The following is a 22,641-nucleotide window of genomic DNA, read 5'->3' on the forward strand; positions in this document are numbered from 1 at the left end:
TCTCACTCGATCGAGGGAACTATCGCCCCTGTCCCCACTTTTGCGGCCTGATGGGGCAACATCAGCACGTCCGCGCCCGAACGACCTCCGTCCGGGCGGCAGAACCCGGCCCCTGGGACCAGCCCGTGACTACCTCCGCCCCCGTGTGGGACTGCCCCTTCAACCACACCGACGGCCTGGAGTTCGACCCCCTGCTCAAGCGCCTGCTGACCGAGGAGCCGATCGCCAGGATCCGTCTGCCGCACGGCGAGGGCGAGGCCTGGCTCGCCACCCGCTACGAGGACGTCCGGGTGGTCACCACCGACCGCCGGTTCAGCCGCGCCGCGGGCATCGGCCGCGACCTGCCCCGGATGACGCCCGCGCCGATCGCGCAGGTCGAGTCGATCAACCTGATGGACCCGCCGGCCCACAACCGGCTCCGCCGCCTGGTCGCCCAGGGCTTCACCAACCGCCAGGTGGAGCGGATGCGCCCGCACATCCAGCGCGTCGTCGACGGCTACTTCGACGAGATGGAGGAGCACGGCGCCCCCGCCGACCTCGTCCACCACCTCTCCGCCCGGCTGCCGCTCACCACCATCTGCGAGCTGCTCGACATCCCCGCCGAGGACCGCGCCGAACTCCGCGGCCACGCCGTCGCGATGATGTCCATGGGCCCCGGCAGCGGTGCCGGCCAGGTCAACGCCAAGACCGCCCTGCGCGCCTACTTCTCCGAGCTCACCGCCGCCCGACGCCGCTCGCCCGGCGAGGACCTCATCAGCGCGCTCGCCACCGCCCGCGACGGCGACGAGCTGCTGGACGACGACGAACTCGCCGTCATGGCCATGGTCCTGCTGGTCACCGGCCACGACACCAGCACCTACGAGCTCTCCAACATCACCTACACCCTGCTCACGCACCCCGAGCAGCTGGCCAAGCTGCGCGCGCAGCCCGACCTGCTGCCGCGCGCCCTGGAGGAGCTGCTGCGCTTCATCCCGTTCCGCCAGGGCGTGGGCATCGCCCGGGTCGCCACCGAGGACGTCGAGCTCGGCGGCGTGCTGATCAAGGCCGGCGAGCCGGTGCACGTCTCCTACCTGGCCGCCAACCGCGACCCCGCGATGTACGAGCGGCCCGACGAGCTGGACCTCGACCGCGGCGCGCCCACCCATATGACCTTCGGCTACGGCACCCACCACTGCCTCGGCTCCCACCTGGCCCGGATGGAGCTCCAGGTGGCCATCGGCACCCTGCTGAACCGGTTCCCCGGGCTGCGGCTCGCCGTACCGCCCGCCGAGCTGGACTGGCAGACCGGCTCGATCTGGCGCTACCCGCGGACCCTGCCGATCGCCTGGTGACCACCGCCGGTGACCGCGCCGCGGTGACCTCCCCGCCGTACCCGGCCGCGTCCATCGGCCACTTGCCCGTTCGGAGACCTCCCCCATGGCCACACTCTGCCGACCCGCCATCGCCGTGCCCGAGCACGTCATCACGCTCGACCAGACCCTCGACCTGGCCCGCACCCTGCACGCCGACCACCCGCAACTCGGCCTCGCACTGCGGCTGATCGAGAACACCGGGGTACGGACCAGGCACCTGGTCCAGCCCATCGAGGAGACCCTGCAGCACCCGGGCTTCACCGCCCGCAACGCCATCTACGAGCGGGAGGCCAAGCGCCGCGTGCCCGAGGTGGTCCAGCGCGCCCTCGACCACGCCGAACTCACCGCCCGCGACGTCGACCTCATCCTCTACGTGTCCTGCACCGGCTTCATGATGCCCTCGCTGACCGCGTGGCTGATCAACGCCATGGGGTTCCGCTCCGACACCCGGCAGCTGCCGATCGCCCAGCTCGGCTGCGCGGCCGGCGGCGCCGCCGTCAACCGGGCGCACGACTTCTGCCGCGCCTACCCCGGCGCCAACGTGCTCATCGTGGCCTGCGAGTTCTGCTCGCTCTGCTACCAGCCCACCGACATCGGGGTCGGCTCGCTGCTCTCCAACGGCCTGTTCGGCGACGCGATCGCCGCCGTCGTGCTGCGCGGCCGCGGCGGCACCGGCGTCCACCTGGAGCGCAACGGCTCGCACCTGGTGCCGGACACCGAGAACTGGATCTCCTACGGGGTCAAGGACACCGGATTCCACTTCCAGCTCGACAAGCGCGTCCCCGGCACCATGGAGATGCTCGCCCCCGCCCTGCGCGCGCTGGCCGTCGAGCACGCCTGGAACGTCTCCGGCCTCGGCTTCTACATCGTGCACGCGGGCGGCCCGCGGATCCTGGACGACCTCTGCCGCTTCCTCAACCTGGAGCCGGCCGCGTTCCGCTTCTCCCGGGCCACGCTCACCGAGCGCGGCAACATCGCCAGCGCCGTGGTCTTCGACGCGCTGGCCCGGATGTTCGACGAGGGCGGGGTCGAGGACGGCACCCAGGGACTCATCGCGGGCTTCGGCCCGGGCATCACCGCCGAGATCTCGCTGGGCAGTTGGGTCGGAAGGCCACTGGAGACGGTGGCCGCGCGCATTCCGCGCGCGATCGACACTTCGGAGTTGACGATCGCTCACCAGACCGCCCCCCTGCCGCGTCCGGCCGGGACTACGATCACCGAATGACCGATACCACGGATGCCACGGGTACCACCGGCACCACCGACAGCACCACCGCCGAGGGGGCCACCGGGTCACCGAACGGCGCCGGAGCCCCGTCGATCCCAAGACCGGCCGGCCCCGCCGAGGCCGAGCGGAACGAGGCCGGCCGGAACGACGCCGAGCAGGCCGCCGTCCACCGGGCCGAGGCCGGCCGGGCCGCGGAGCTGGCCGCGCTCTTCCCCACCCTGCACGCCCCGCAGTACTGGGACTGGGGCCGCTACGACGCCCAGTTCTCCACCGTCCTGCCGCCGGACGAGCTGGTCACCAACATCCACCTGGTGGGGTTCACCGACGGTGGCCGGGTGGTGCTCTGCCGCGACGAGCGCAACCACTGGTTCCTGCCCGGCGGTACCCGCGAGAGCGGCGAGTCGGTGGCCTCCTGCCTGGTCCGCGAGCTGCGCGAGGAGGCCGGCGCCCGGCTGCTGGGCGAGCCGGTCTGGCTGGGCGCGCACCGCTGCGTGACCGACGACCCGGTGCCCTACCGGCCGTGGCAGCCGCACCCCGAGAAGGCCTGGCTCTGGGGCTGGGCCGAGGTCGCGGTGGACTCCGTCCCGACCAACCCGGACGACGGCGAGCAGGTCGTCGAGGTCCGCGCGACGGACCCGGCCGAGGCGCAGCGGCTGCTGCTGAGCGGCCGCGAGGCGTGGTGGGGCGAGCTGATCGAGCTGGCGGTCGAGCTGCGGTCGCGTCCGCGCTGATCCGCGATTGTTCCCGCCACCTCGGGAGAACACCGGGGGACCGCCGGAAGACCACCGGAATGGCGCAGCAGCGGGCCGCGATGTCCGATGTCCGGTGATATGACTCGAAGGGACTCGGGTCCCTCTCGGGCCCGCACCGACGGGAGCCGTCATGGACAACTACCCGCTGCTCAACATCTTCTGGACGATGCTGGAGCTGTTCCTCTGGATCCTCTGGTTCTTCCTGCTGTTCAAGATCATCACGGACATCTTCCGCAGCCACGACATGGGCGGCTGGGCCAAGGCCGGCTGGATGCTCCTGGTGATCCTGCTCCCGCTGATCGGCGTGCTGGTCTACGTCATCGTGCGCGGCAAGAGCATGGGCCAACGCGACCTCGAACAGGCACAGAGAGCGGACGCCGCGTTCAAGGCGTACATCCGCGACGCGGCGGGCCCGGCGCCGGGGACGGAGCCCGCGGAGGGGGCGCCCGCCCGGAGCCACGTCGACGACCTGGCCAGACTGGCCGACCTCAAGGCCAGCGGGGCGATCTCCGAGGAGGAGTACCAGAAGGCCAAGGACAAGCTGCTGGTCTGACGCCGGCCGGCGCGGCGGCAGCGGTGGAGCAGGAGCGGTGGTGGCCGGTGGACGGGTGTCCACCGGCCACCGGCCACCACCCGATGCTCAGCGCCGCCCGGAGCGACGGTCGCCGCGGCGGTCGTCCGCCGCGCCACCGCTGGCCAGCCCGGCCCGGCGCAGCGCGTCCGCCATGGCGCTGTTGCCCAGCGGCGCCGAGCCGCCGGAGCCGCCGCGGTCACCGCGGTCGCGGCGGTCCTGCCCGCGCCCGCCGCCCTGGCCGCCCTGGCCGCTCTGGCCGCCGCTCTGGCCGCCCTGGCCGCCGCGCCGCTCCTGGCGCGGCGGACGGGCCTGCCGGTCGCCACCGCGCCCGCCGCCCTCGCCGCCGCGCCCCACCTCGTCGTCCAGCCGCAGGGTGAGCCCGATCCGCTTGCGCGGCACGTCCACCGAGGTCACCCGGACGGTCACGATGTCGCCCGGCTTCACCACCTCGCGCGGGTCCTTGACGAAGTTCTTCGACAGCGCCGACACGTGCACCAGACCGTCCTGGTGGACGCCCACGTCGACGAAGGCGCCGAACGCGGCCACGTTCGTGACCACGCCCTCGAGCACCATGCCGACCTCCAGGTCGCCGATCTTGTCGACGCCCTCCTTGAAGGTCGCGGTGCGGAACGCCGGGCGCGGGTCACGGCCCGGCTTGTCCAGCTCGCCGAGGATGTCGGTGACGGTCGGTACGCCGAAGGTGTCGTCGGCGAAGTCGCCCGGCCGCAGGGCGCGCAGCTGCCCGCTGTTGCCGATCAGCTCCCGCAGCTCCCCGCCGGTCGCGGCGAGGATGCGGCGCACCACCGGGTACGCCTCCGGGTGCACGCTGGAGGCGTCCAGCGGGTCGTCGCCGCCCGGGATCCGCAGGAAGCCGGCGCACTGCTCAAAGGCCTTCGGACCGAGCCGGGACACGTCCTTGAGCGCCTTGCGGGTGCGGAACGGGCCGTTGGCGTCACGGTGGGCGACGATGTTGTCCGCGAGGGTGCCGGTGATGCCGGAGACCCGGGTCAGCAGCGGGGCGGAGGCGGTGTTGACGTCCACGCCGACCGCGTTGACGCAGTCCTCGACCACCGCGTCCAGCGAGCGGGAGAGCTTCACCTCGCTCAGGTCGTGCTGGTACTGGCCGACGCCGATCGACTTGGGGTCGATCTTGACCAGCTCGGCCAGCGGGTCCTGGAGCCGGCGGGCGATCGAGACCGCGCCGCGGATCGACACGTCGAGGTCCGGCAGCTCCTGCGAGGCGAAGGCGGACGCCGAGTAGACCGAGGCCCCGGCCTCGCTGACCATCGCCTTGGTGAGCTTCAGCTCCGGGTGGCGCTTGATGAGGTCCTCGGCGAGCTTGTCGGTCTCCCGGGAGGCGGTGCCGTTGCCGATCGCCACCAGGTCGACGTCGTGCTTCTTCGCCAGCGCGGCCAGCGCCGCCAGCGCGGCGTCCCACTTGTTGGCCGGCTGGTGCGGGTAGATCGTCTCGTACGCGACCACCTTGCCGGTGGCGTCCACCACGGCGACCTTCACGCCGGTGCGGAAGCCCGGGTCCAGGCCCATCGTGGCGCGGGTGCCGGCCGGGGCGGCGAGCAGCAGGTCCCGCAGGTTGGCGGCGAAGACCCGGACCGCCTCGTCCTCGGCCTCCGCCCGCAGCCGGCCGCGCAGGTCGATGCCGAGCCGGACCAGGATCCGGGTGCGCCAGGCCCAGCGGACGGTGTCACCGAGCCACTTGTCGGCCGGGCGGCCGTGGTCGGCGATGCCGAAGCGGGCGGCGATCCGCTGCTCGTAGTCGCTCGCGCCGGGCAGGTCGCCGGCCTCCTCCCCGTCGTACGGGGACAGGTCGAGGTCCAGCACCTCCTCCTTCTCGCCGCGCAGCATCGCCAGGATCCGGTGTGAGGGGAGCTTGGTGTACGGCTCGGCGAAGTCGAAGTAGTCGGCGAACTTCGCGCCCTCCTGCTCCTTGCCCTCGCGGACGGTGGCGACCATCCGGCCGCGGGTCCACATCCGCTCGCGCAGCGAGCCGACCAGGTCGGCGTCCTCGCCGAACCGCTCGACCAGGATCGCCCGGGCGCCCTCCAGCGCGGCCGGCGCGTCGGCCACCGACGCGTTCAGGTAGCCGGCCGCCAGCGCCCCCGGGTCCTGCGACGGGTCGGCGAGCAGGGTGTCGGCCAGCGGTTCGAGACCGGCCTCGCGGGCGATCTGCGCCTTGGTGCGCCGCTTCGGCTTGAACGGCAGGTAGATGTCCTCCAGCCGCGCCTTGGAGTCGGCGGCCAGGACCTGCGCGCGCAGCGCGTCGTCCAGCTTGCCCTGCGCCTCGATCGACTCCAGTACGGCGCTGCGCCGCTCCTCCAGCTCGCGCAGGTAGCGCAGCCGCTCCTCCAGGGTGCGCAGCTGCGCGTCGTCCAGCGAGCCGGTGACCTCCTTGCGGTAGCGGGCCACGAACGGCACCGTCGCGCCGCCGTCCAGCAGCTCGACCGCCGACTTCACCTGCCCCTCGCGGACGCCCAGTTCCTCGGCGATCTTCCGCTCGATCGCCTGCTGGGCCTGCTGGGCCGCCTGTTCGACTGGCGTGGTCACGAAGCCGGTCACCTTCTTCAGAGTTGCTGTCCGTACCCGGGCATTCTCGCAGCAACCCCCGACACCCCGCCCCGCCCCCGGCACCCCGGGCGTGGCGCGCCGGGGGCTCCGGCCGCGGTCGGCAGCCGTCGTCGACGGTGCGCTCCGGCGAACCGTCCGGACCGAGCCCGATCAGCACGGTCTCCTTCTCCTTCACCAGCCTGATCCGGCCCGGGCCGTCCCAGGCGACCTCGGGCGGCGGCTCCGGCCAGCGCGGCCGCGAGCCCGAGCGCCCCCCGTGAAACCCAACGCCCCCGCGAAATCCTCATGTTCTCACCCTGGTGTTCGAAATCCGCCTGAGCGCGGGGCCCCTCCCGGCGTACAGTGCCGGGCATGTGCGCAGCCGCTCGGACGCCCGACCACCTGCACGACGACGACCACCCGTACGACCCTCTGCACGATCCTCTGCACGACCGTCTCCACGACGACGAACCCGCCATCGACACCGGCCTGGTGAGGCGGCTGCTCGCCGCCCAGTTCCCGCACTGGAAGGGCCTGCCGCTGGCGCCGGCGGGCTTCACGGCCACGGACAACGCGATGTTCCGGCTCGGCCCCGAACTCGCCGTCCGCCTCCCCCGGGCGGCCTGGGCCGCGGGGAACCTCGGGCGCGAGCAGCACTGGCTCCCCCGCCTCGCCCGGCACCTGCCGACGCCCGTCCCGGCCCCGGTCGGCCAGGGCCGGCCGACCGTCGGCTACCCCTGGAACTGGTCGGTGCTGCGCTGGCTGGACGGCGCCACCCCGGTCCCGGGTTCCATCCCCAACCCCGTCCAACTCGCCTACGACCTCGCCGACTTCCTCCGCGCGCTGCGCGCCGTCGAGCCGGACCCGGGTGCCCCGGCCGCGCTGCGCGGCGGACCGCTGGCCGGCCGTGACGCCGCCACCCGGGCCGCCATCGGACGGCTGCGCGGGGTGATCGACACCGAGACGGCGACCGCCCTGTGGGACAAGGCGCTGCGGCTGCCCGGGCACACCGGTCCGGCGGTCTGGGTGCACGGCGACCTCACCCCCGGCAACCTGCTGGTCACCGGCCAACGGCTGAGCGCCGTCCTGGACTTCGGCCTGCTGGGCGTCGGCGACCCGACCGTCGACCTGCTGCCCGCCTGGAGCCTGCTGCCGCCCACCGCCCGCCCGGCCTTCCGCAGCTCCCTGGCCGTCGACGACGCCACCTGGGAGCGCGGCCGCGCCTGGGCGCTGTCCCTGGCGCTCGTCCAACTGCCCTACTACCGCACCACCAACCCGCCGCTGGCCGCCAACGCCCGGCACATCGTCCGGGAGATCCTGGCGGACCGCAGCGTGTGACCCCGGCGTGCGCCCCCGTCCCCGGCCCCGGTTCCGGCCCCGGTCCCGGTCAGATGAAGCGCGTCGGCTCGGCGGCCCCCGGCGGCAGCGGGGTGCGGGCCGACTCCGACTGCCAGGTCCCGGCCAGCTCGGCCGGGAAGCGGCGGCCACTGCGGGTCAGCACCAGCCCGGGCGTCAACTCGACCTCGTCGCCCGGGCGGAACGACCGGTCGGCGCCCGGCGGGAGCCGCTCCCACGGGCCCAGGTGGCCGCGCCGCCCGGCCGCGCGCAGCCGGCTGCCGTTCGTGCTGGCGTCCCGTACGGTCACCGCGCCGCCGCGCACCGAGACCACCAGGTGCCGCCGGCTGACCAGGGCCGCCCGCTCGGCCGGCAGCAGGCCGAGCAGCGCGATGCCGTCCTCCGCCGCCACCGGCGCCCGGCCGACCACAGTCCGCGACCCCTCGTCCAGCGTGTACCGGGCCACGCACTCCCCGTCCAGCACCACCTTGACCTGGGCGGCACCGGGCCGGGCCCCGTCGTCGAGCAGCGGCGTCCCGTGCAGCTCGCAGGTGGGCACGCCCCGGCGCATCCTGGGCAGCATCACCCGCCCTCCGCGGTGCAGGCTGTACAGGGTGCAGCGGGCCTCCGGGCAACGCCACGCCCGCCCGACCACCTCGACCAGCGGCTTGCGGGCGGGCGTCAGCAGCCCCTGCTTCTTCAGCGCGGACAGCTCCATCTTCTTGGAGATCTCCGCGCCCGTCCGGTACCCCATGTCCAGCGGCACCAGCCGCACCGCGCCCCGGCCCGCCGCCTCCGGCCGCAGGAACTGCCAGGTGTTGCCCTGGATCCACGGGTGCTCGATCCGGTGGTCGTCGTAGTGGTCGGCGGTGACCACCTGGATCCCGGTCATGCCGGCGATCTCCAGTACCCGTTCGTCGGCGTCCGGCACCTCCTCCACCAGCCCCTCGGCGACCCAGCGCGCCAGGGTCCGGCCGTCCGCCGCGTCCTCGAACTCCCGCCGCCCGCCCAGCAGACTGCGGTCGGCCACGCAGTAGACGGCGACGTCCCGGTCCCCGGTCAGCCGCACCAGCGCGTCGACCACCAACCCCAGCCGGTGCAGCGACCGCGCCGCGGAGCCGCCGAGGTCGGTCCGCCGCACGACGTTGGAGAGTTCGACCAGATAGTCCGCCCGGTCGGCGGAGGTGGCGAGGTTGCGGTCGAGAGCGCGGAACGAAGGGCGTTCGGGGCGGTGCTCCATGGAGGCCTCCGTGCGGTCGGCGTGCACGGGGCGGACCGGGACGAACCGTCCCCACGCCCCGTCACAACGCTTCCATCATGGCCGATCCCGGGTCCGATCGGGGGCGGGCAGCGCGTCGACGAGGCGGTTGACCGCCCGGTCCCGCGTCCAGGGCGGGAACTGTGGCACCCGGTGGAGCGCTTCCAGACTGGCCGCCAGTTCCGGCGAGCCCAGATGGGACCGCCTGCCGGTCTTGTCGAGACGGCGGACGAACCGCCGCACGGCCCCCGGGCTCCAGCGGGCCTCGGAGCGCATCGGCACGTCGAACGGCCAGGTGGTCGGCGGTCCGCCGACCGGCTTCAGCCAGACGTACGAGTCCTCGGTGCCCGGTGCCCGCTGCGTCACCGAGCCGACGGTGAGGAGGAACATCGCGACGTTCTGCACCAGGGACTTGAGGCCGATGTCCCGGATCTCCACGTCGATCTGCTCGATCTCGTCCCAGCGGAAGCCTTCCATGCCCTCGGGACGCAGCCCCTCCTGGTCGAAGACCGGCACCCCGGCGGCACGCTCGCCGCGTCCCAGGTGCGCGCCGCCCGGTTCGTACCGGAGCGGACCGTACATCGCTGCCATGCCGTGCTCCTCTCTGCCGATAGGGCGCTGCCCGGCAGCCGGCCGTGACCGGTTGCCGGGCAGCGCCTGCTTCAGTGGCTTCCCGGGGAAGCCGGCATCACGCGAAGAGGTCCCGGAACTTCCGGAACCGCTCGGTGACGCTGTTGATCGTCTCCTGCACCTTGTTGTAGTAGATGTACTCGTACTTGGTCGCCAGCTGGTTCCCTCCGATGAAAGCCCACGGCACGTACTTGTGGAACCTCCCCGCGAAGCTGCTGGCCGCGTAACTGGCCCCGCTCGCCTTCGCCAGACCGGAGATGCCCGCGGTCCAGCCCTTGGTCAGGTTGTTGTACCGGCCTGCCATGCCGGCGAACTTCGTCGCCGTGTTGAAGCGCCCGAAGCCGCCGACGGCCGCGTTGAGCACGGTGTTCCGCGCCTGCCGCTTGGCCTCCGTCCAGTGGCCGCCGGAGGCGTACGAGACGGTGGCCAGGCCACCGGTCACCGCAGAGACCGCCTTCATCTGCGGCACCCAGATGCCCATGACGCCGGTGGTGGCCGAGACGGCGCCCAGGGCCTTGCCGACGTACATCGACCCCTTCTTCTTCCACCAGTCCTTGATGCCCTTGCGCCCGTCGAGGTCCGTGCAGCCGATCGGGTCGGCCATGCAGTACTCGTAGGCGTTGGCGCTGCCGCCGGGGACGGGGTCCACGGAGAGGAAGCGGCCGGTGGCGGGGTTGTAGAGGCGCACGCCCATGAGGACGATGCCGTCCTGGGCCTCGGCGGAGCGCTGCTTGCCGCCGAGCCAGCCGTAGCGGGCGGCCGCGGTTCCCGCGGTCGGGTTGCCGTACTCGTCGGAGTCGAGCAGCACCGGGCTCGTCAGGGCGGTGTCGGTGACCAGCACCACCGAGCCGAACAGGTTGGTCAGCTGGAGCTTGACGGTGCCCTGGTCGGTGACGGTCGCTGACAGGTCGCCGTCGGTGCCGGGGACGTTGCGGGTCCAGGCGCCGGCCGCGTTCTCAGTGATCCAGCGGGGGCTGTCGGCGCCGGTGCCGAAGTGCTGGACGCGGGTGGCGGTGGTGGACCAGCTGCCGTCGGCCTGCTTGGCGGCGGTGGTGCTGCCGTTGAGGCGGCCGGCGGGGTCGAGGGTCCAGGTCTGCTTCGTGGTCGCGGTCTCCTGGGAGGCGACCATGTCGTTGACCCGGTAGCCGAGGGCCGTGCCGCTCGGCGTGGTGAGCGTGCGGCCGAACGCGTCGTAGGTGTATCCCGCGGTGGTGATCCGGTCCGCGCTGTCGTACGCCGAGTTCACCGTGGTGGCGCCGGCGGTGGTGCAGGTGCCGTCACCGGCCGGGCCGGAGGTGGTCTTGGCGGTGCGGTTGTAGTGGACGTCGTAGGTGTAGGTGCGGGTGGTGCAGCCGGCGGCGGCCGTGGACTGCTCGGCCTTGCCCAGACGGCCGAGGCGGTCGTACCCGTAGGTCTTGGTACCGCTGGTGCTGGTGGTCCTCGCCACCTGGGCCTGGGTGGACAGGTCGTTGCTCTGGGACCAGACGACCTTGCCGTCGGAGGCGCGGGTGTAGCTGCGGGCGACGGCCTTGCCGGAGGCGTTCAGGGTGTCCTTGCGGACGATGCCGCCGGGGTAGGTCTGCTCGACGAGCTGGCCGTCCGGGCTGTACTTCGCCGTGAACTCACCGGCCTTGCTGTCGTTCACCGAGGTGAGCAGACCGCGCGGTTCCTTGGTCCGGTCGTAGGTGAACGTGGTGACGCCGGTGGGGTCGGTGACCTTGACCGGCTTGCTGAACCTGTCGTACTCGGTCGTGGTGGTCGCGCCGTCGGCGTCGGTGTACGAGATCGTCCGGCCGAGGACGTCCTGGACCATGGTGACGGACTTGCCGCCCGCCGTGGTCGACAGCACGTCGCCGGTGGCCGGGTCGTAGGCGGTGACGGCCTTCGGCACGGCCTGGCCCTCGTCACCGGTGATCTCGGTGGAGACGGTGCGGTCGACGGCGTCGTAGACGGTGGTGGTCCTGCGGGTCTTGCCGGCGTTGGTCTCGACGATCTCCTCGGGCTTGCCGGTGCGCGAGTACCGGGTGGTCTGCTTGACCGGCAGGGTGGTCGTCATCCGCGCCGTGTCCGCACCGGTGACGTCCGCCCCCGGCGCGGTGACGCACAGCTGGCCCGCCCACTCCGGACGGTTGGCGCAGACCGGGTTCGCCGCGTTGGCGCCCGCCGTGTAGTAGGTGTACCTGGTGGTGGTGGCGTCGGCCGCCTCGGAACCGGGGACCCGGATCTCCTCGGGGTGGCCCTGGGGATCGAAGCGGGTGCTGGTGGTGAGCTTGGCGCCCAGGGCGTCGGTGGTCACCGTGGTCGGCTTCTTCACCGTCCAGCCCGAGGTGCCGCCGATCGGGGTGCCGTAACCGTTCTTGGTCACCCGCAGCTCGACGTCGTCGGCGTAACCGTCGATCCGGGCGCCGTCGGTCACGGTGGTGGCCAGGTGGTAGGCCCGGCCGTCGGGCTTGCCCTCGTCGTAGGTGTTGGTGTTGTGGTCACGGGCCACCACCGAGGTCCCGACCGGGAGGGTCGGGTTCAGGGTGGTCTTGGTCAGCGTGACGGTGTCCAGGCCGGCGTGGTGGCGCTCGCCGGTGCTGGCCGGGTTGGTGCCGGTGATGGTGATCTTCAGCTCGTGGTCACCACGCGCCAGCCGGATCGGCTGGCCGGTCGCGTACGGCACCACCGCCGGGTTCGCGGAGTAGGTGTCGATCGGCTGGCCGAGGTTCTGCCCATCGATCGCGAACTGCACGATGCCGTGGTCGCTGTACTTGGTCAGCTGACCGGAGAGCAGGTACTCGCCCTCCTCCGGCACGCTGACCCGCACCACGTCGAAGCCGCCGGCCGCGGTGGCCCGCACGCTCAGGTGCGCACCGCCCGACCAGGTGAGGCCGCAGCAGTCGGTGTCGACCTTGACCGGCACGTTGGCGCCGAGCTGCGGCAGCTTCTCGGCCTCCGCCGTGACGGTGGCCGGCGTGGTCTGGCCGTTGACCTGCTCGCTCAGCGAGGCGCGGTAGACCGGGCCGAGCGTCTCGACGACGTCCTGGCCGTCGGCGGTGTAGACGGTGCGCGAGTCCAGCAGCCGGGCCCGGGCGGCGGAGTCGGTGGGCAGGTTCAGCTCGGTCGCGTACCGGGCCGCGTCCGGGTGGGTCCCGAGCGCGATCGCGCGGTTGGTCGCCTCCAGGGCACGTACGACGTGGCCGTAGCGGTCGTACTCCTTGGTGTCGATGTCACCGCCCGGAGTCACCGACGGGGAGGCGGTGTTGACCTCCTGGCCGTTGGCGTTCAGGTAGTGCACGGCGGCCGGCTTGTAGCCGTCGGGTCCCGGCTTGACCGCCGTGGCGGTGTTGGTGCCCGGGTCGTCCTCCGGGTCGTACACGGCGGTGGCGTCGGTGGGGGCGTCGAGCTGCGCCCACTTGGCCACGTCCGCGCCGGCCAGGTCGTACGGACCGCCCGCGCCGCGGGTCAGCGGCACGTCGTAGACCACGGTGATCGCGGTCTCGCCGCTCACCTGGTCCTTGCTGCCCTGCGCCAGGGCCGGACGGCGGACCTTCAGCAGGCGCCCCGGGTCCTGGTCGGCCGCGGCCTTGCCGAAGTCGAAGGACCACGGCAGGTGCCCGGCCGCCGTGGTCCGGGTGACCCGGCCCGCGTCGTCGTAGCCGTAGGTGGTCTTCAACGTCTGGGTCAGGCGCGGGTCCCAGGTCTCGGCCAGGCGGCCCTTGTCGTCGTACGCGTAGTGCGCGACCTCGACGGCCTCCTGCTTGGAGGTCGCCGGGTTCCACGACCAGACCTTGACGGCCTTGACGCGGTCCAGGTAGTCACCGGGAGAAGTCGCGGTCGCCGTGGTGACCTTGGCGTACTCGTACTCCATGACCTCGCAGCCGCGCGGCAGTGGGTCCACCGAGCACCTGTTGGTGTCGTCCACCCCGGCCTCGACCGGCGGGATCACGCGCTTGACCAGCGAACGGCCGTCGGTGGTGTCGTACAGGTAGCGGGTCGCCGAGGCGGCGCCCGGACCGATCTCGCTGACCACCTGGTAGCTGTTCGAACCGGCCTGCTGGGCGAAGACCGTCCTGGTCCCGTCCTGCTCGGTCAGCTCGTACGTGGTGGCGTTGGTCCGGACGTCCCAGACCTGGTTCGCACCGGCCCAGCAGACCCAGATGGTGGCGCCGTTGTAGGCGTCCAGGCACTTGCCGGACTGCTGGTTCAGCAGCTGGCCGTCGGTGCGCACGTCCCACTTCTGGTTGGCGCCGCCGTTGCAGTCCCAGAGCACCAGCCGGGTGTTGTCGTCGACCGCGCCCCAGGGGTTGTCCAGGCACCGGCCCAGGATCTGGATGCGCTGCTGGTCGTCACGGGTCCACTGCTGGTTGGTGGCACCGGTGCACGGCGCGGTCTGCAGCACCGCTCCGTTGCCGGCGTCGCCGTTCGGCACCTCCAGGCAGAGGCCGTTGGTGCTGAGCACGATCGCACCGGAGGTGGCCGGCACGGCCTTCAGGGTCAGCGACTCGGCGCCCGGCTCCGGGAACAGGGTGCCGTCGGAGCCCTTGGCGAAGGTGAGCGAGGAGTCGTCGTTGCCCTTGATCTCGACCAGGTCGGACTGCGGGAACGATAGCGAGCGGAAGTCCGAGCCACCGCCCGCCGCCGGGCCGCCGGCCCACTGCGGACCGAACGGCGCCACGATCTCCTTCATCGACAGGTCGTCGAAGAAGACCTGCTTGTCGGCGGCCGTGAAGCCGTCGTAGAGCCGGAAGAACGCCTCGGTGGCGTCCGCCGGAACGGCCAGGTCCACGCTGAGCTGCTGCCAGCCGTCGGTGAAGCCCGCCTTGGCCGAGGTGGTCTTGGCGTAGCCGGCCCCGGTCTTCACGAAGCCCACGAGCCGCAGGCCGCGGTCGCCGAAGTCCGGGTTCAGACCGGTCGAGCCCGGCACGTAGATCCAGCCGGTGAGGCGGTAGGTCCGGCCCGGCTTCATGCCGAGCGCCATGGTGTTGTCCGGACCGACACCCGCGTAGGAGTCGATCTGGCCGGTCGGCGTGATCAGCAGCGAGTCGGTCGAGCTGTCGTGGCCGCGCGCGGTGGAACGCGACAGCGTGGCCAGGCCGGCCGAGAACCCGTTGGTGTCGGTGCCGATCTGGCGCTGGTTGGTGGTCAGGCGCTCGCCCTGCGGCTGCCAGCCGCGGTCCGTGCCCCGCGAGGAGGAGGTGCGGGACACCGACATGCCGAAGGCGTCGGCGTCGGTGGTGCTGGTGGTGTAGTCACCGGTGAGCAGGTTGACCGAGCCCGGGCCCGCGTCGGCGCTCGCGGCGCCGTCCGCGTTGCGGTCCACGGTCAGGGTGTTCCAGACGGTGGTGTAGCCGTTGCCGGAGCCGTCCTGCGGGAACAGCTTGGCGCGCACCTGCAGGACACCGCCGACGTTGCCGAGGGTGTCCAGGACGTTCCAGTTGGCGTGCGGGCCGAGGTCCGACAGCAGCGGCTTGTCCTCGGTGACCGGGGTGTTGTCCGCCTTGGTCAGGTTGACGCGCGGAACCGTGTACTCGGTGGCGCCCGGGCCGCGGCGGTACTCGTAGACCACCCGCTTGAACTGCGCCTGCGCGTCGACGGCCAGCTTGACGCGCTTGGCCGCCTGGGTGCCGTTCACCGGCGAGCTGATGCCGGCCTGGCCGACGTGGAACACGTACTCGGCGGGCGGGGAGAGGTTGCCCGCGCGGTCCTTGGCCTGCACGCTGAGCACGCGCCGGCCCTCGGTGGTCGGGGTGATCGACGTGGTCAGCGCCGCGGTGGCGTCGACGGTGACCGCGGTGCCGCCGTCCAGGGTGTAGACGTAGGCGGTGAGGTCGTCGGTACCGGCGGCCGGGGTGAAGGTGAACGAACCGGCCTGGTTGGCCGCACCGTGCCACAGCGAGTCCGCCGGGTAGTCGGCGGAGGTGACGAACGGCGTGCCGGGCGCCACGGTGTCCACCACGAACGGGGTGGTCACCCAGTTCGAGCGGGACTTGCCGTCGTCCAGCATCGAGGAGATCGAGTACTGCACGCCCTCGTCGAGCTTGGCGATCCCGAAGTCGGACGCCCTGACGGAGGCCCAGGAACCGCTCGGCGTTTCCTTGGGGATGCTGCCGATGAAGGTGCCGCCGCGCCACAGGTCGAAGTAGACCTTGACGTTGTCACCGTCGTCGTCCGCCGCCTGCGCCAGGAAGCGCGGGTTGGCGTCCGCGACGTACTTCGGGGTGCCCGGCTGGGACGGCTGGATCTCGACCGACGCGGGGGTCCGCGGGACCGAGTTGTAGGTGATCGAGATGTACGGCGGGGCCGAGCTCTGGGCGGAACCGAACTTCTTCCAGGAGAGGCTGCTGTTCTCGTCCGTCGCCTTCAGCATGAAGCCGTAGTCGTTGGAGCCGTACTGCGCGAAGTACCGGATCATCTCCGTGACGTCGGTGTTGGTCCAGCCGGACCCGTCCGGGGCCGCGCACTGGTGGGTGTCGCCGCCGTCGAGGTCGTAGGTCTCGTACGTCCGGGTCCACATCTGGCCCCACTGGGGCTCGTTGCCCCACCGGGTCCACCAGGCCGCGCCGCCCGCGTTCCAGACCTCCCACTGCTTCGGGGTGCAGGAGGAGGAGTGGAAGTTGTACAGGTGCAGCTTGGCGTCCAGGATCTGCTTGCCGTTGAACTGGCCGCCCGGGATCGTCACGTACGAGCGCGCCTTGACGCTGCCGTTGTAGCTGCCCAGCTTGAGCTCGTCCGAGCCGGAGGCGTCGAAGTTCTCGTTGTTCTGGACATAGGTGTCGAAGGTGCTGCCGATGTCCACGACCGGGTCGATGGTCACCGGGTACTGGGTCCCGGCGTCGGCCAGGAAGGCCGCGTCCGGGGTGAACACCAGCTCGGTGTCCGCCCCCTCACCGCGCACCTGCATCGTCACCGGGGCCCGGTTGAGGTGCTCGCCCGAGGCCTCGTCGAGCGCCGCGTCCCACATCACGGGGGCCGGGATCTTGACGGCCTCCTTGCCGGTGATTTGCGCTCTTTGCACTGCCCGCCCGGTGCGGCCCGGCGGCGGCGTCCGCTCCGGGGGCCGAGGCCCCCGGAGCGGACGTGGCGATCAGTGCCCGACCGCCACCACGATCTTGCCGATCTGGCTGCCCGCCTCCAGGTAGCGGTGGGCGTCGACGATCTCCTCGAAGGGGAAGACCCGGTCGATCACGGGCTGGAAGGCGCCGGTCGCCAGGCCGGAGGAGACGAAGGCCTCGGCCCGGCGCAGGGCTCCGGGGTCGGTGGTGATCTCGTACAGGGTGTAGCTGCGCATGGCCTTGCCGCGCATCACGGGCATGGGCGGGAAGGGGGTGTCCTCACCACTGAGTGCGCCGTAGACGACGATGGTGCCACCGGGGGCGAGGGCGCGGGCGAGGTCGACGACGCCGGGGCCGGCGACGGCGTCGAAGGCGAAGTCGGCACCCCGGCCGGCGGTGAGTTCCCGGACGCGCGACGCGAGGTCCTCCTCCTCGGTGACGACGACCTCGGCGGCGCCCGCCTTCAGCAGGGCCTCCCGCTTGGCCCGGGTGCGGGTGGTGGCGATCGGGACGGCGCCGATCCGACGGGCGATCTGGACGGCCGCCAGACCCACGCTGCTGGAGGCGGCGGTGATCACCACGGCGTCGCCGGCCCGCATGCCGCCGACCTCCACCAGGGCGCCGTAGGCGGTGACGTACGGCATCCAGACCGCCGCCCCGCCGATCGCGTCCAGCCCCTCGGGTCGGTGCAGCACGGCGTTCGCGGGGACGACGGCCCGTTCCGCGTAGACGGCGTAGTCGTTCATCGAGAAGGCCGGCACCACGCTGATCGCGTCGCCGGGCACGAAGCCGGTCACACCCGGACCGACGGCCTCGACGACGCCCGCGGCCTCGGTGCCCAGGCGGCCGGGGAACTCCCGGACGTCCTCGATGTAGTGGCCACTGCGGTACAGCACCTCGGCCCGGTTGAGGCCGATCGCCTCGACCCGGATCAGCAGCTCCCCGGGGCCCGGCTCGGCGACCGGCACCTCCTCCACCCGCAACACCTCGGGCCCACCCGGCTCGCGGAACAGCACGGTCCTGACCATGGTTCAACTCCCTTGCCCTGTCGATGATCTCCGCGTCGCGGCGCTCTCACCCAAGCCCAAAGTACGAACGCTGTCAAACTTCGATGACCGTCGTACGATGGGTGGGCGACAGAAACAGGAGGCCGGATCCCCATGACACGAACGGCACAGCAGGGAAGGCGCGTTGCCCCTCACCCCGACCCGCGGACCGTCCCGCTGCAGCAGGTGCTGGAGGCGCTGGTCGACCCGGTGCGGCGCAGGATCGTCCGCGCGCTGGACGCGGCCGACGAGGACCTGGCCTGCGGGGTGATCGAGCTGTCGGTCAGCAAGTCGACGGCGACCCACCACTTCCACGTGCTGCGCGAGGCCGGGCTGATCCGCCAGTACTACGTGGGCACTTCGCGGCTGAACGCGCTGCGGCGCGAGGAGTTCGAGGAGTCCTTCCCGGGCCTGCTCGACGCGCTGATCGCGGCGCCCGAGCACCGCTGAGCCCGGCCGACACCACACCCGGCGGGCCCAGTAGGGTGCGGACATGACACGCCATCTGGACTTCGAGGGCCCGTACAACTTCCGCGACCTGGGCGGCTACCCGGCCGCCGACGGACGGACGGTCCGCCGGGGACTGCTCTACCGCTCATCCTCGCTCGCCAGACTCACCTCCGCCGCCGACCAGGAGCGGTTCCGGGCACTGGACATCGGCACCGTGATCGATCTGCGCTACCCCTGGGAGATCGCCCGCCGAGGGCGGATACCGGAGCTGGAGGGCGTCGCGTACCACAATCTGTCGATCGAGCACCGGCCGTACGACCAGGCCGAGATCGACCCGGGGCTCGACCCGTGGCGGTACCTGGCGGACCGGTTCGCCGAGGTGGCCGAGGACGGCGTCACGGAGATCCGCGGCGCCCTGGAGCTGATCGCCGGGGCCGAGCGGCCGGTGGTCTTCCACTGCGCCGCCGGAAAGGACCGCACCGGACTGATCGCCGCCCTGGTGCTCAGCCTGCTCGGCGTCGGCGAGGACGACGTGGCCGCCGACTTCGCGCTCACCGAGCTCGTCACCGCCCGGCTGGTGGAGGACTGGCGCGCCGCCAACCCGGGGCGCACCCTGCGCTGGCCCGCCTTCGGGCGCGCGCCGGAGGAGGTGATCCGGCTCGCGCTCGCGGACCTGACCGCCGCGCACGGATCGGTCCACGCCTATGCCACCGGCCGACTGGGCGTCGACGAGGAGCTGATCGGCCGGCTGCGGGACCGGCTGCTCACCGCGTAGCACGGCGGCGACGGGAACCGGCCAGCACCCGACCGGAACGACAATCGCATGAAAAAGAAATCGATCGACCGGTGAATCAGAAACGGGCATGGCTGATCGATATTCGACTGAAAGAATCAAGAGGATAGAACTTTCGGTGAATGTCGATCAGCCTCTTGCCAAGCCCTGGATCCCCGGCCTCACCAGGCCGAATGGCCGAAAAAAATAGTGCTGGGCGCCTGTTCGTGCACGCTAAGGTCATTTCCGCGGCGGCTCGGCCGATCGGGTGACCGCGACCGTTCGGGTCGGACCTCCGCTCGTTTCCTTTTGCCTGCATGACCCCGCCCGCCCGGCGGAGTCACCGAAATGATCGGACGGAATATGCACGCAAAGAACCGCGCCGACCGGCCCCGCCCCGCCGGCCGGCCCCGCCGCACCGACCGCGCGCTCGTCCGAGGCGTCCTGGTCGCCACCGCACTGCTCGGGTTCTCGGGCGCCGCCCCCGCGCTCGCCGAAGGCTCCTGGACGTCCTACATCAGCAACTGGGGGCCCGGCTCGGAGTCCCGCCGCTGGGAGGACGCCGACCGGGACGACGTCGTCACCTCCGTCACCTTCCAGGGCTGCGCGACCGCCACCGACGACTTCAAGGACTCCGGCCTCCAGCTCTACAAGGACGTCTTCGGCCCCGACAAGGCCTACGGCCACCGCACCAACCACTGCGACACCTCCAGCTGGGGCGACCAGAGCGCCGGCAACTACTACTTCGTGCTCGAAGGCGTGCGCAACGGCGGCAAGCTCTGGGTGGACACCGTCACCACCCGGTACTGATCCCGCCCCCTCGTCCTCCGACCCGCCCCCCTTGACCCTCGCCCCGGCCGTGGTTCCGGCGGACACGCCCGTCCGCCGGCGCCCCCGCACCCGTTCCGAGCGAAATGCGTCGACCCCGCCATGGCCCTTGAATTCCACCGCATCGACTTCCAGTACAGCCGCAAGGCGCTCCTGTTCACCGGTCTCGATCTGCGGATCGACACCCCGGCCACCGTCCTGCTCGGCCCCAACGGCGCCGGCAAGTCCACCCTCATGGCGCTCGCCGCCTCGCAGTTGAGCCCGCACCGGGGGCTGGTCACCTGGCGCGGCGTCAACCCCGCGGCCGGCGCGGGCGACCGGGCGGCCTACCGGCGCGCCGTGGCGTGGCTGCCGCAGCAGATCACCCCCGTCCCCGGGCTCAGCGTGCGCGAACAGGTCGCCTACTGCGGCTGGTTGAAGGGCATGTCGCGCACCGCCGCCTGGCGGGCCTCGGCCGGTGCGCTCGCCCGGGTCGGCCTCTCCGGGCTCGCCGACCGGCCCGGCCACCAGCTCTCCGGCGGCCAGCTGCGCCGGATGGGCATCGCCGGCTGCCTCGCCCACCACAGCGAGCTGATCCTGATGGACGAGCCCACCGCCGGGCTCGACCCCACCCAGCGCGCGGTGTTCCGCTCCCTGGTCGAGGAGTTGACGGGCGAGGTCGGCATCCTCGTCTCCACCCACCGGACCGAGGACCTCGCCGGCACCTACCGGCACGTGGTGGTGCTGGACCGCGGGCGGGTCCGGTTCCAGGGCGCCACCGAGGAGTTCCACGCCCTGGCGGCGGTCGGCAGCGCGGTCCCCGGCGGGCCCGAGGGGGCCGCCGGCGGGTCCGGCACACCGAGCGCCGAGGCCGCGTACGCGCGGCTGATCGAACGGGAGACATGACCGATGCTGCTGCGCACCGTTCTGCGGATCTCGGCCGCCACCCGGATGCTGCCGTTCCTGCTCGGCTTCGTCCTGGTCGCGCTCGGCGACGAGCTGACCGCCTGGGTCACCCCGGCCTACGGGCTCGCCGCCGCCGGACACGCCGGCCTCGCGCTGCCGTTCGCCTGCGCGGCGTGCGCGGCCGGCGGCGCGTGGGAGGGCGGACGGCTGCAGCGGGGCGGTGCGTTCGGCCGCTCGCCGGTCCGCTCCGCGACGGCCGTCACCACCCCGCTGCTGCTACCGGTCGCGGTGATGGGCGCGCTCGGCATGGCCGCCGCCCTCGGCACCGCCGCGCTGGCCGGCGGCACCGTGCACGGCCTCCCGCAGCCCGGTCTGTTCGCCGTCTGGGCCGGACTGCTGCTCGCCGCCACCCTGGTCGGCTCGCTCGTCGGCCGGGTGCTGGCGCCGGTGGTCGCCGTGCCGCTGGCGCTGGTCAGCAGCTTCGTGCTGACCTCCTATCCCGCCGCGTTCGACAGCTACTGGCTGCGGCACCTGGTCGGCGGCGGGCTCTCCGACTGCTGCGCCGTGGACCAGGTGCTGGACGGCCGGGCGGTGGCCGGCTCGCTGGCCTTCTCCGGCGCGGTCTGCGCGGCCGCCGTCCTGCTGATCCGCCGACGCGGCACCCCGCTCGCCGTGGCCGTCGCACTGGTGGTCACGGCGGGCGGCATCGCGGTCGGCGGCTGGACCGTCCGCGACCTCGGCCCCGAACCGGTACGCGCCCGGCCCGCCGGCGCCCTGGTCTGCGACGGCGGCCGGCCCCGCGTCTGCCTCTGGCCGGAGCTCGGCGGTGCCCGCTCGGCCGTGGTCCGCGCCGAGGTCCGGCGGGTCGCCGACACCCTGGCCGGGCGGGGCGTCACCGTCCCGGAGTCCTTCACCATGACCGCCCGGCCCGGGCCGGGCGAGGCGGGACTAGGCGTCCCGACCGACGCCCGGGCGCAGGACGTCCTCCCCGCCGTGGTCGGCTCTCTGCTCCCGCGTGCCCCGGACTGCGCCCGCCGCGGCGAGCCCTACCCGGCCGCGGTCGCCGTCGGCACGGCCACCGCCTGGCTCACCGCCCGGGCGGGCCCGGACGGCGGCACCCCGCCGGCGGCCGGCGTCGGCGGCCGGTTCACCGAGGCCGACGCCGCCCGCGCCGCCCAGTTGCTCCGACTGCCCGACGGGGCCCAGCTCGCCTGGTACCGCGCCACCTCGGCGGCGCTGGCCGGCTGCGACGCCCCGCCCCCGCCGATCCCGTCCACCGGGACGGCCTCCGCGGGCGGGGGTGGGCGGTGATCTGGTGGTGCAAGGCGCGCGCCGTCCCGGTGCTCGCGGCCGTGCTCGCCGCGACCTTCGCCGTCGGCCTGCCGTTCGGGGACGGCGAGCTGCCGGTACCCGCCCTGCGCGGGCAGGCCGGGCACTTCCTGCTCGCGCACGTCGTCACCCTGCTCCCGGCGGTGTTCCTGCTGTACGGGCTGGGCCGGGGCGACCTGCGGACCGAGACGGTCGCCGCGCGGTTCCTGCGCGGGCTGGACGTCGGGCTCGCGCTCGCCCTCGCGGCCACCGGGACGGCCTGCGGCGGCCTCGCGTACGCGACCGGGCAGGGGGCGCTCGCCCTGGTCCTGGCCCGCAACATCGCCGGCTACCTCGGCCTCGCGCTGCTCTTCCACCCCCTGGTCGGCCACCGTCCGGCCGCCGCCGCGCTGGCCGCCGCCCCGCTGCTCTGCTCGGCGGCGGGCTGGTACCCGGACGGCCGGCCCCGGCCCTGGGCCTGGCCGCTGCACCCGGCCGGCTCCGCGCCCGCGCTCGCCGCCGTCGCCCTGCTGCTGCTCGCCGGTGCGGCCGTCGCCCTGCTCCGCCGGCGCCCGCCCAGCACGCCGCACCTCCTGGCCGGCTGAGTGCCCTCCCCGGCCGGGC

16 protein-coding genes are annotated in these 22,641 nt (G+C 72.9%); 11 read left to right on the forward strand and 5 right to left on the reverse strand.

Annotated elements, in window-relative coordinates; translation table 11 throughout:
* Positions 1-125 precede the first annotated feature (125 nt).
* The 4 genes from ACFVUH_RS03585 (at position 126) to ACFVUH_RS03600 (ending at position 3,885) form a co-directional block, all read left to right on the forward strand.
* Positions 126-1,331 (forward strand): cytochrome P450, encoded by a 1,206-nt coding sequence (locus ACFVUH_RS03585; protein WP_387910949.1) that lies wholly within the window; start codon positions 126-128, stop codon positions 1,329-1,331.
* Positions 1,332-1,416: 85 nt separating this feature from the next.
* Positions 1,417-2,577: a type III polyketide synthase gene (locus ACFVUH_RS03590; protein ID WP_355368831.1), complete on the forward strand. Its 1,161-nt coding sequence runs from the start codon at positions 1,417-1,419 to the stop codon at positions 2,575-2,577.
* Positions 2,574-3,311, forward strand: a complete 738-nt coding sequence (locus tag ACFVUH_RS03595; protein WP_387910950.1) for an NUDIX hydrolase — start codon at positions 2,574-2,576, stop codon at positions 3,309-3,311. Before ACFVUH_RS03590 ends, ACFVUH_RS03595 begins: the two co-directional genes overlap by 4 nt.
* A gap of 151 nt (positions 3,312-3,462) precedes the next feature.
* The gene (locus ACFVUH_RS03600; protein WP_355368835.1) at positions 3,463-3,885 is read left to right on the forward strand and encodes an SHOCT domain-containing protein; all 423 of its coding nucleotides are present in this window, start codon (positions 3,463-3,465) and stop codon (positions 3,883-3,885) included.
* An 87-nt stretch (positions 3,886-3,972) separates the two neighbouring features.
* On the opposite strand, the gene ACFVUH_RS03605 is transcribed toward ACFVUH_RS03600, so the two are convergent.
* Positions 3,973-6,468 carry a Tex family protein gene (locus ACFVUH_RS03605; protein WP_387910952.1) on the reverse strand — a complete coding sequence of 832 codons (2,496 nt, stop codon included), beginning with the start codon at positions 6,466-6,468 and terminating at the stop codon, positions 3,973-3,975.
* A 372-nt stretch (positions 6,469-6,840) separates the two neighbouring features.
* Here ACFVUH_RS03605 and ACFVUH_RS03610 point away from each other — a divergent pair, with 372 nt between their 5' ends.
* On the forward strand, positions 6,841-7,806 hold the full coding sequence (locus ACFVUH_RS03610) for an aminoglycoside phosphotransferase family protein (protein WP_355364443.1): 966 nt from the start codon (positions 6,841-6,843) through the stop codon (positions 7,804-7,806).
* A gap of 49 nt (positions 7,807-7,855) precedes the next feature.
* On the opposite strand, the gene ACFVUH_RS03615 is transcribed toward ACFVUH_RS03610, so the two are convergent.
* The 4 genes from ACFVUH_RS03615 to ACFVUH_RS03630 form a co-directional block, all read right to left on the reverse strand.
* Positions 7,856-9,043: an FHA domain-containing protein gene (locus ACFVUH_RS03615; RefSeq protein WP_387910955.1), complete on the reverse strand. Its 1,188-nt coding sequence runs from the start codon at positions 9,041-9,043 to the stop codon at positions 7,856-7,858.
* Between the two features lie 75 nt (positions 9,044-9,118).
* Entirely contained in the window at positions 9,119-9,652 is a 534-nt protein-coding gene (locus tag ACFVUH_RS03620; protein ID WP_355364449.1) for a hypothetical protein, read from the reverse strand.
* Between the two features lie 97 nt (positions 9,653-9,749).
* On the reverse strand, positions 9,750-16,691 hold the full coding sequence (locus tag ACFVUH_RS03625) for a ricin-type beta-trefoil lectin domain protein (RefSeq protein ID WP_387910957.1): 6,942 nt from the start codon (positions 16,689-16,691) through the stop codon (positions 9,750-9,752).
* 69 nt (positions 16,692-16,760) lie between these two features.
* Positions 16,761-17,756, reverse strand: coding sequence for a zinc-dependent alcohol dehydrogenase family protein (locus tag ACFVUH_RS03630; protein WP_355364455.1), 996 nt, complete (start codon positions 17,754-17,756; stop codon positions 16,761-16,763).
* A gap of 132 nt (positions 17,757-17,888) precedes the next feature.
* Here ACFVUH_RS03630 and ACFVUH_RS03635 point away from each other — a divergent pair, with 132 nt between their 5' ends.
* The 6 genes from ACFVUH_RS03635 to ACFVUH_RS03660 all read left to right on the forward strand — a co-directional run bounded on the left by ACFVUH_RS03635 (position 17,889) and on the right by ACFVUH_RS03660 (position 22,622).
* A complete protein-coding gene (locus ACFVUH_RS03635; protein WP_355364458.1) occupies positions 17,889-18,224 on the forward strand; it encodes a helix-turn-helix transcriptional regulator in 336 nt (111 codons plus the stop codon).
* Between the two features lie 43 nt (positions 18,225-18,267).
* Positions 18,268-18,999 (forward strand): tyrosine-protein phosphatase, encoded by a 732-nt coding sequence (locus ACFVUH_RS03640; protein WP_387910959.1) that lies wholly within the window; start codon positions 18,268-18,270, stop codon positions 18,997-18,999.
* 360 nt (positions 19,000-19,359) lie between these two features.
* Positions 19,360-19,806 carry a hypothetical protein gene (locus ACFVUH_RS03645; RefSeq protein WP_387910961.1) on the forward strand — a complete coding sequence of 149 codons (447 nt, stop codon included), beginning with the start codon at positions 19,360-19,362 and terminating at the stop codon, positions 19,804-19,806.
* A gap of 120 nt (positions 19,807-19,926) precedes the next feature.
* Positions 19,927-20,709 (forward strand): ATP-binding cassette domain-containing protein, encoded by a 783-nt coding sequence (locus tag ACFVUH_RS03650; RefSeq protein ID WP_387910963.1) that lies wholly within the window; start codon positions 19,927-19,929, stop codon positions 20,707-20,709.
* Positions 20,710-20,712: 3 nt separating this feature from the next.
* Positions 20,713-22,020, forward strand: a complete 1,308-nt coding sequence (locus tag ACFVUH_RS03655) for a hypothetical protein (RefSeq protein WP_387910965.1) — start codon at positions 20,713-20,715, stop codon at positions 22,018-22,020.
* Positions 22,017-22,622 carry a hypothetical protein gene (locus ACFVUH_RS03660; protein ID WP_387910967.1) on the forward strand — a complete coding sequence of 202 codons (606 nt, stop codon included), beginning with the start codon at positions 22,017-22,019 and terminating at the stop codon, positions 22,620-22,622. The genes ACFVUH_RS03655 and ACFVUH_RS03660 overlap by 4 nt, the downstream gene beginning before the upstream one ends.
* The last annotated feature ends 19 nt before the right edge of the window (positions 22,623-22,641 follow it).

Origin of the sequence: Kitasatospora sp. NPDC058032, assembly GCF_042885845.1 — a bacterium.
GTDB lineage: Bacteria > Actinomycetota > Actinomycetes > Streptomycetales > Streptomycetaceae > Kitasatospora.

Excerpts from the sequence above, each read along its gene's own strand:
- ACFVUH_RS03590 (WP_355368831.1), top strand. The coding sequence starts at position 1,417 with ATGGCCACACTCTGCCGACCCGCCATCGCCGTGCCCGAGCACGTCATC.
- ACFVUH_RS03595 (WP_387910950.1), top strand. The coding sequence starts at position 2,574 with ATGACCGATACCACGGATGCCACGGGTACCACCGGCACCACCGACAGC.
- ACFVUH_RS03600 (WP_355368835.1), top strand. The coding sequence starts at position 3,463 with ATGGACAACTACCCGCTGCTCAACATCTTCTGGACGATGCTGGAGCTG.
- ACFVUH_RS03610 (WP_355364443.1), top strand. The coding sequence starts at position 6,841 with ATGTGCGCAGCCGCTCGGACGCCCGACCACCTGCACGACGACGACCAC.
- ACFVUH_RS03615 (WP_387910955.1), bottom strand. The coding sequence starts at position 9,043 with ATGGAGCACCGCCCCGAACGCCCTTCGTTCCGCGCTCTCGACCGCAAC.
- ACFVUH_RS03620 (WP_355364449.1), bottom strand. The coding sequence starts at position 9,652 with ATGGCAGCGATGTACGGTCCGCTCCGGTACGAACCGGGCGGCGCGCAC.
- ACFVUH_RS03630 (WP_355364455.1), bottom strand. The coding sequence starts at position 17,756 with ATGGTCAGGACCGTGCTGTTCCGCGAGCCGGGTGGGCCCGAGGTGTTG.
- ACFVUH_RS03635 (WP_355364458.1), top strand. The coding sequence starts at position 17,889 with ATGACACGAACGGCACAGCAGGGAAGGCGCGTTGCCCCTCACCCCGAC.
- ACFVUH_RS03640 (WP_387910959.1), top strand. The coding sequence starts at position 18,268 with ATGACACGCCATCTGGACTTCGAGGGCCCGTACAACTTCCGCGACCTG.
- ACFVUH_RS03645 (WP_387910961.1), top strand. The coding sequence starts at position 19,360 with ATGCACGCAAAGAACCGCGCCGACCGGCCCCGCCCCGCCGGCCGGCCC.
- ACFVUH_RS03650 (WP_387910963.1), top strand. The coding sequence starts at position 19,927 with ATGGCCCTTGAATTCCACCGCATCGACTTCCAGTACAGCCGCAAGGCG.
- ACFVUH_RS03655 (WP_387910965.1), top strand. The coding sequence starts at position 20,713 with ATGCTGCTGCGCACCGTTCTGCGGATCTCGGCCGCCACCCGGATGCTG.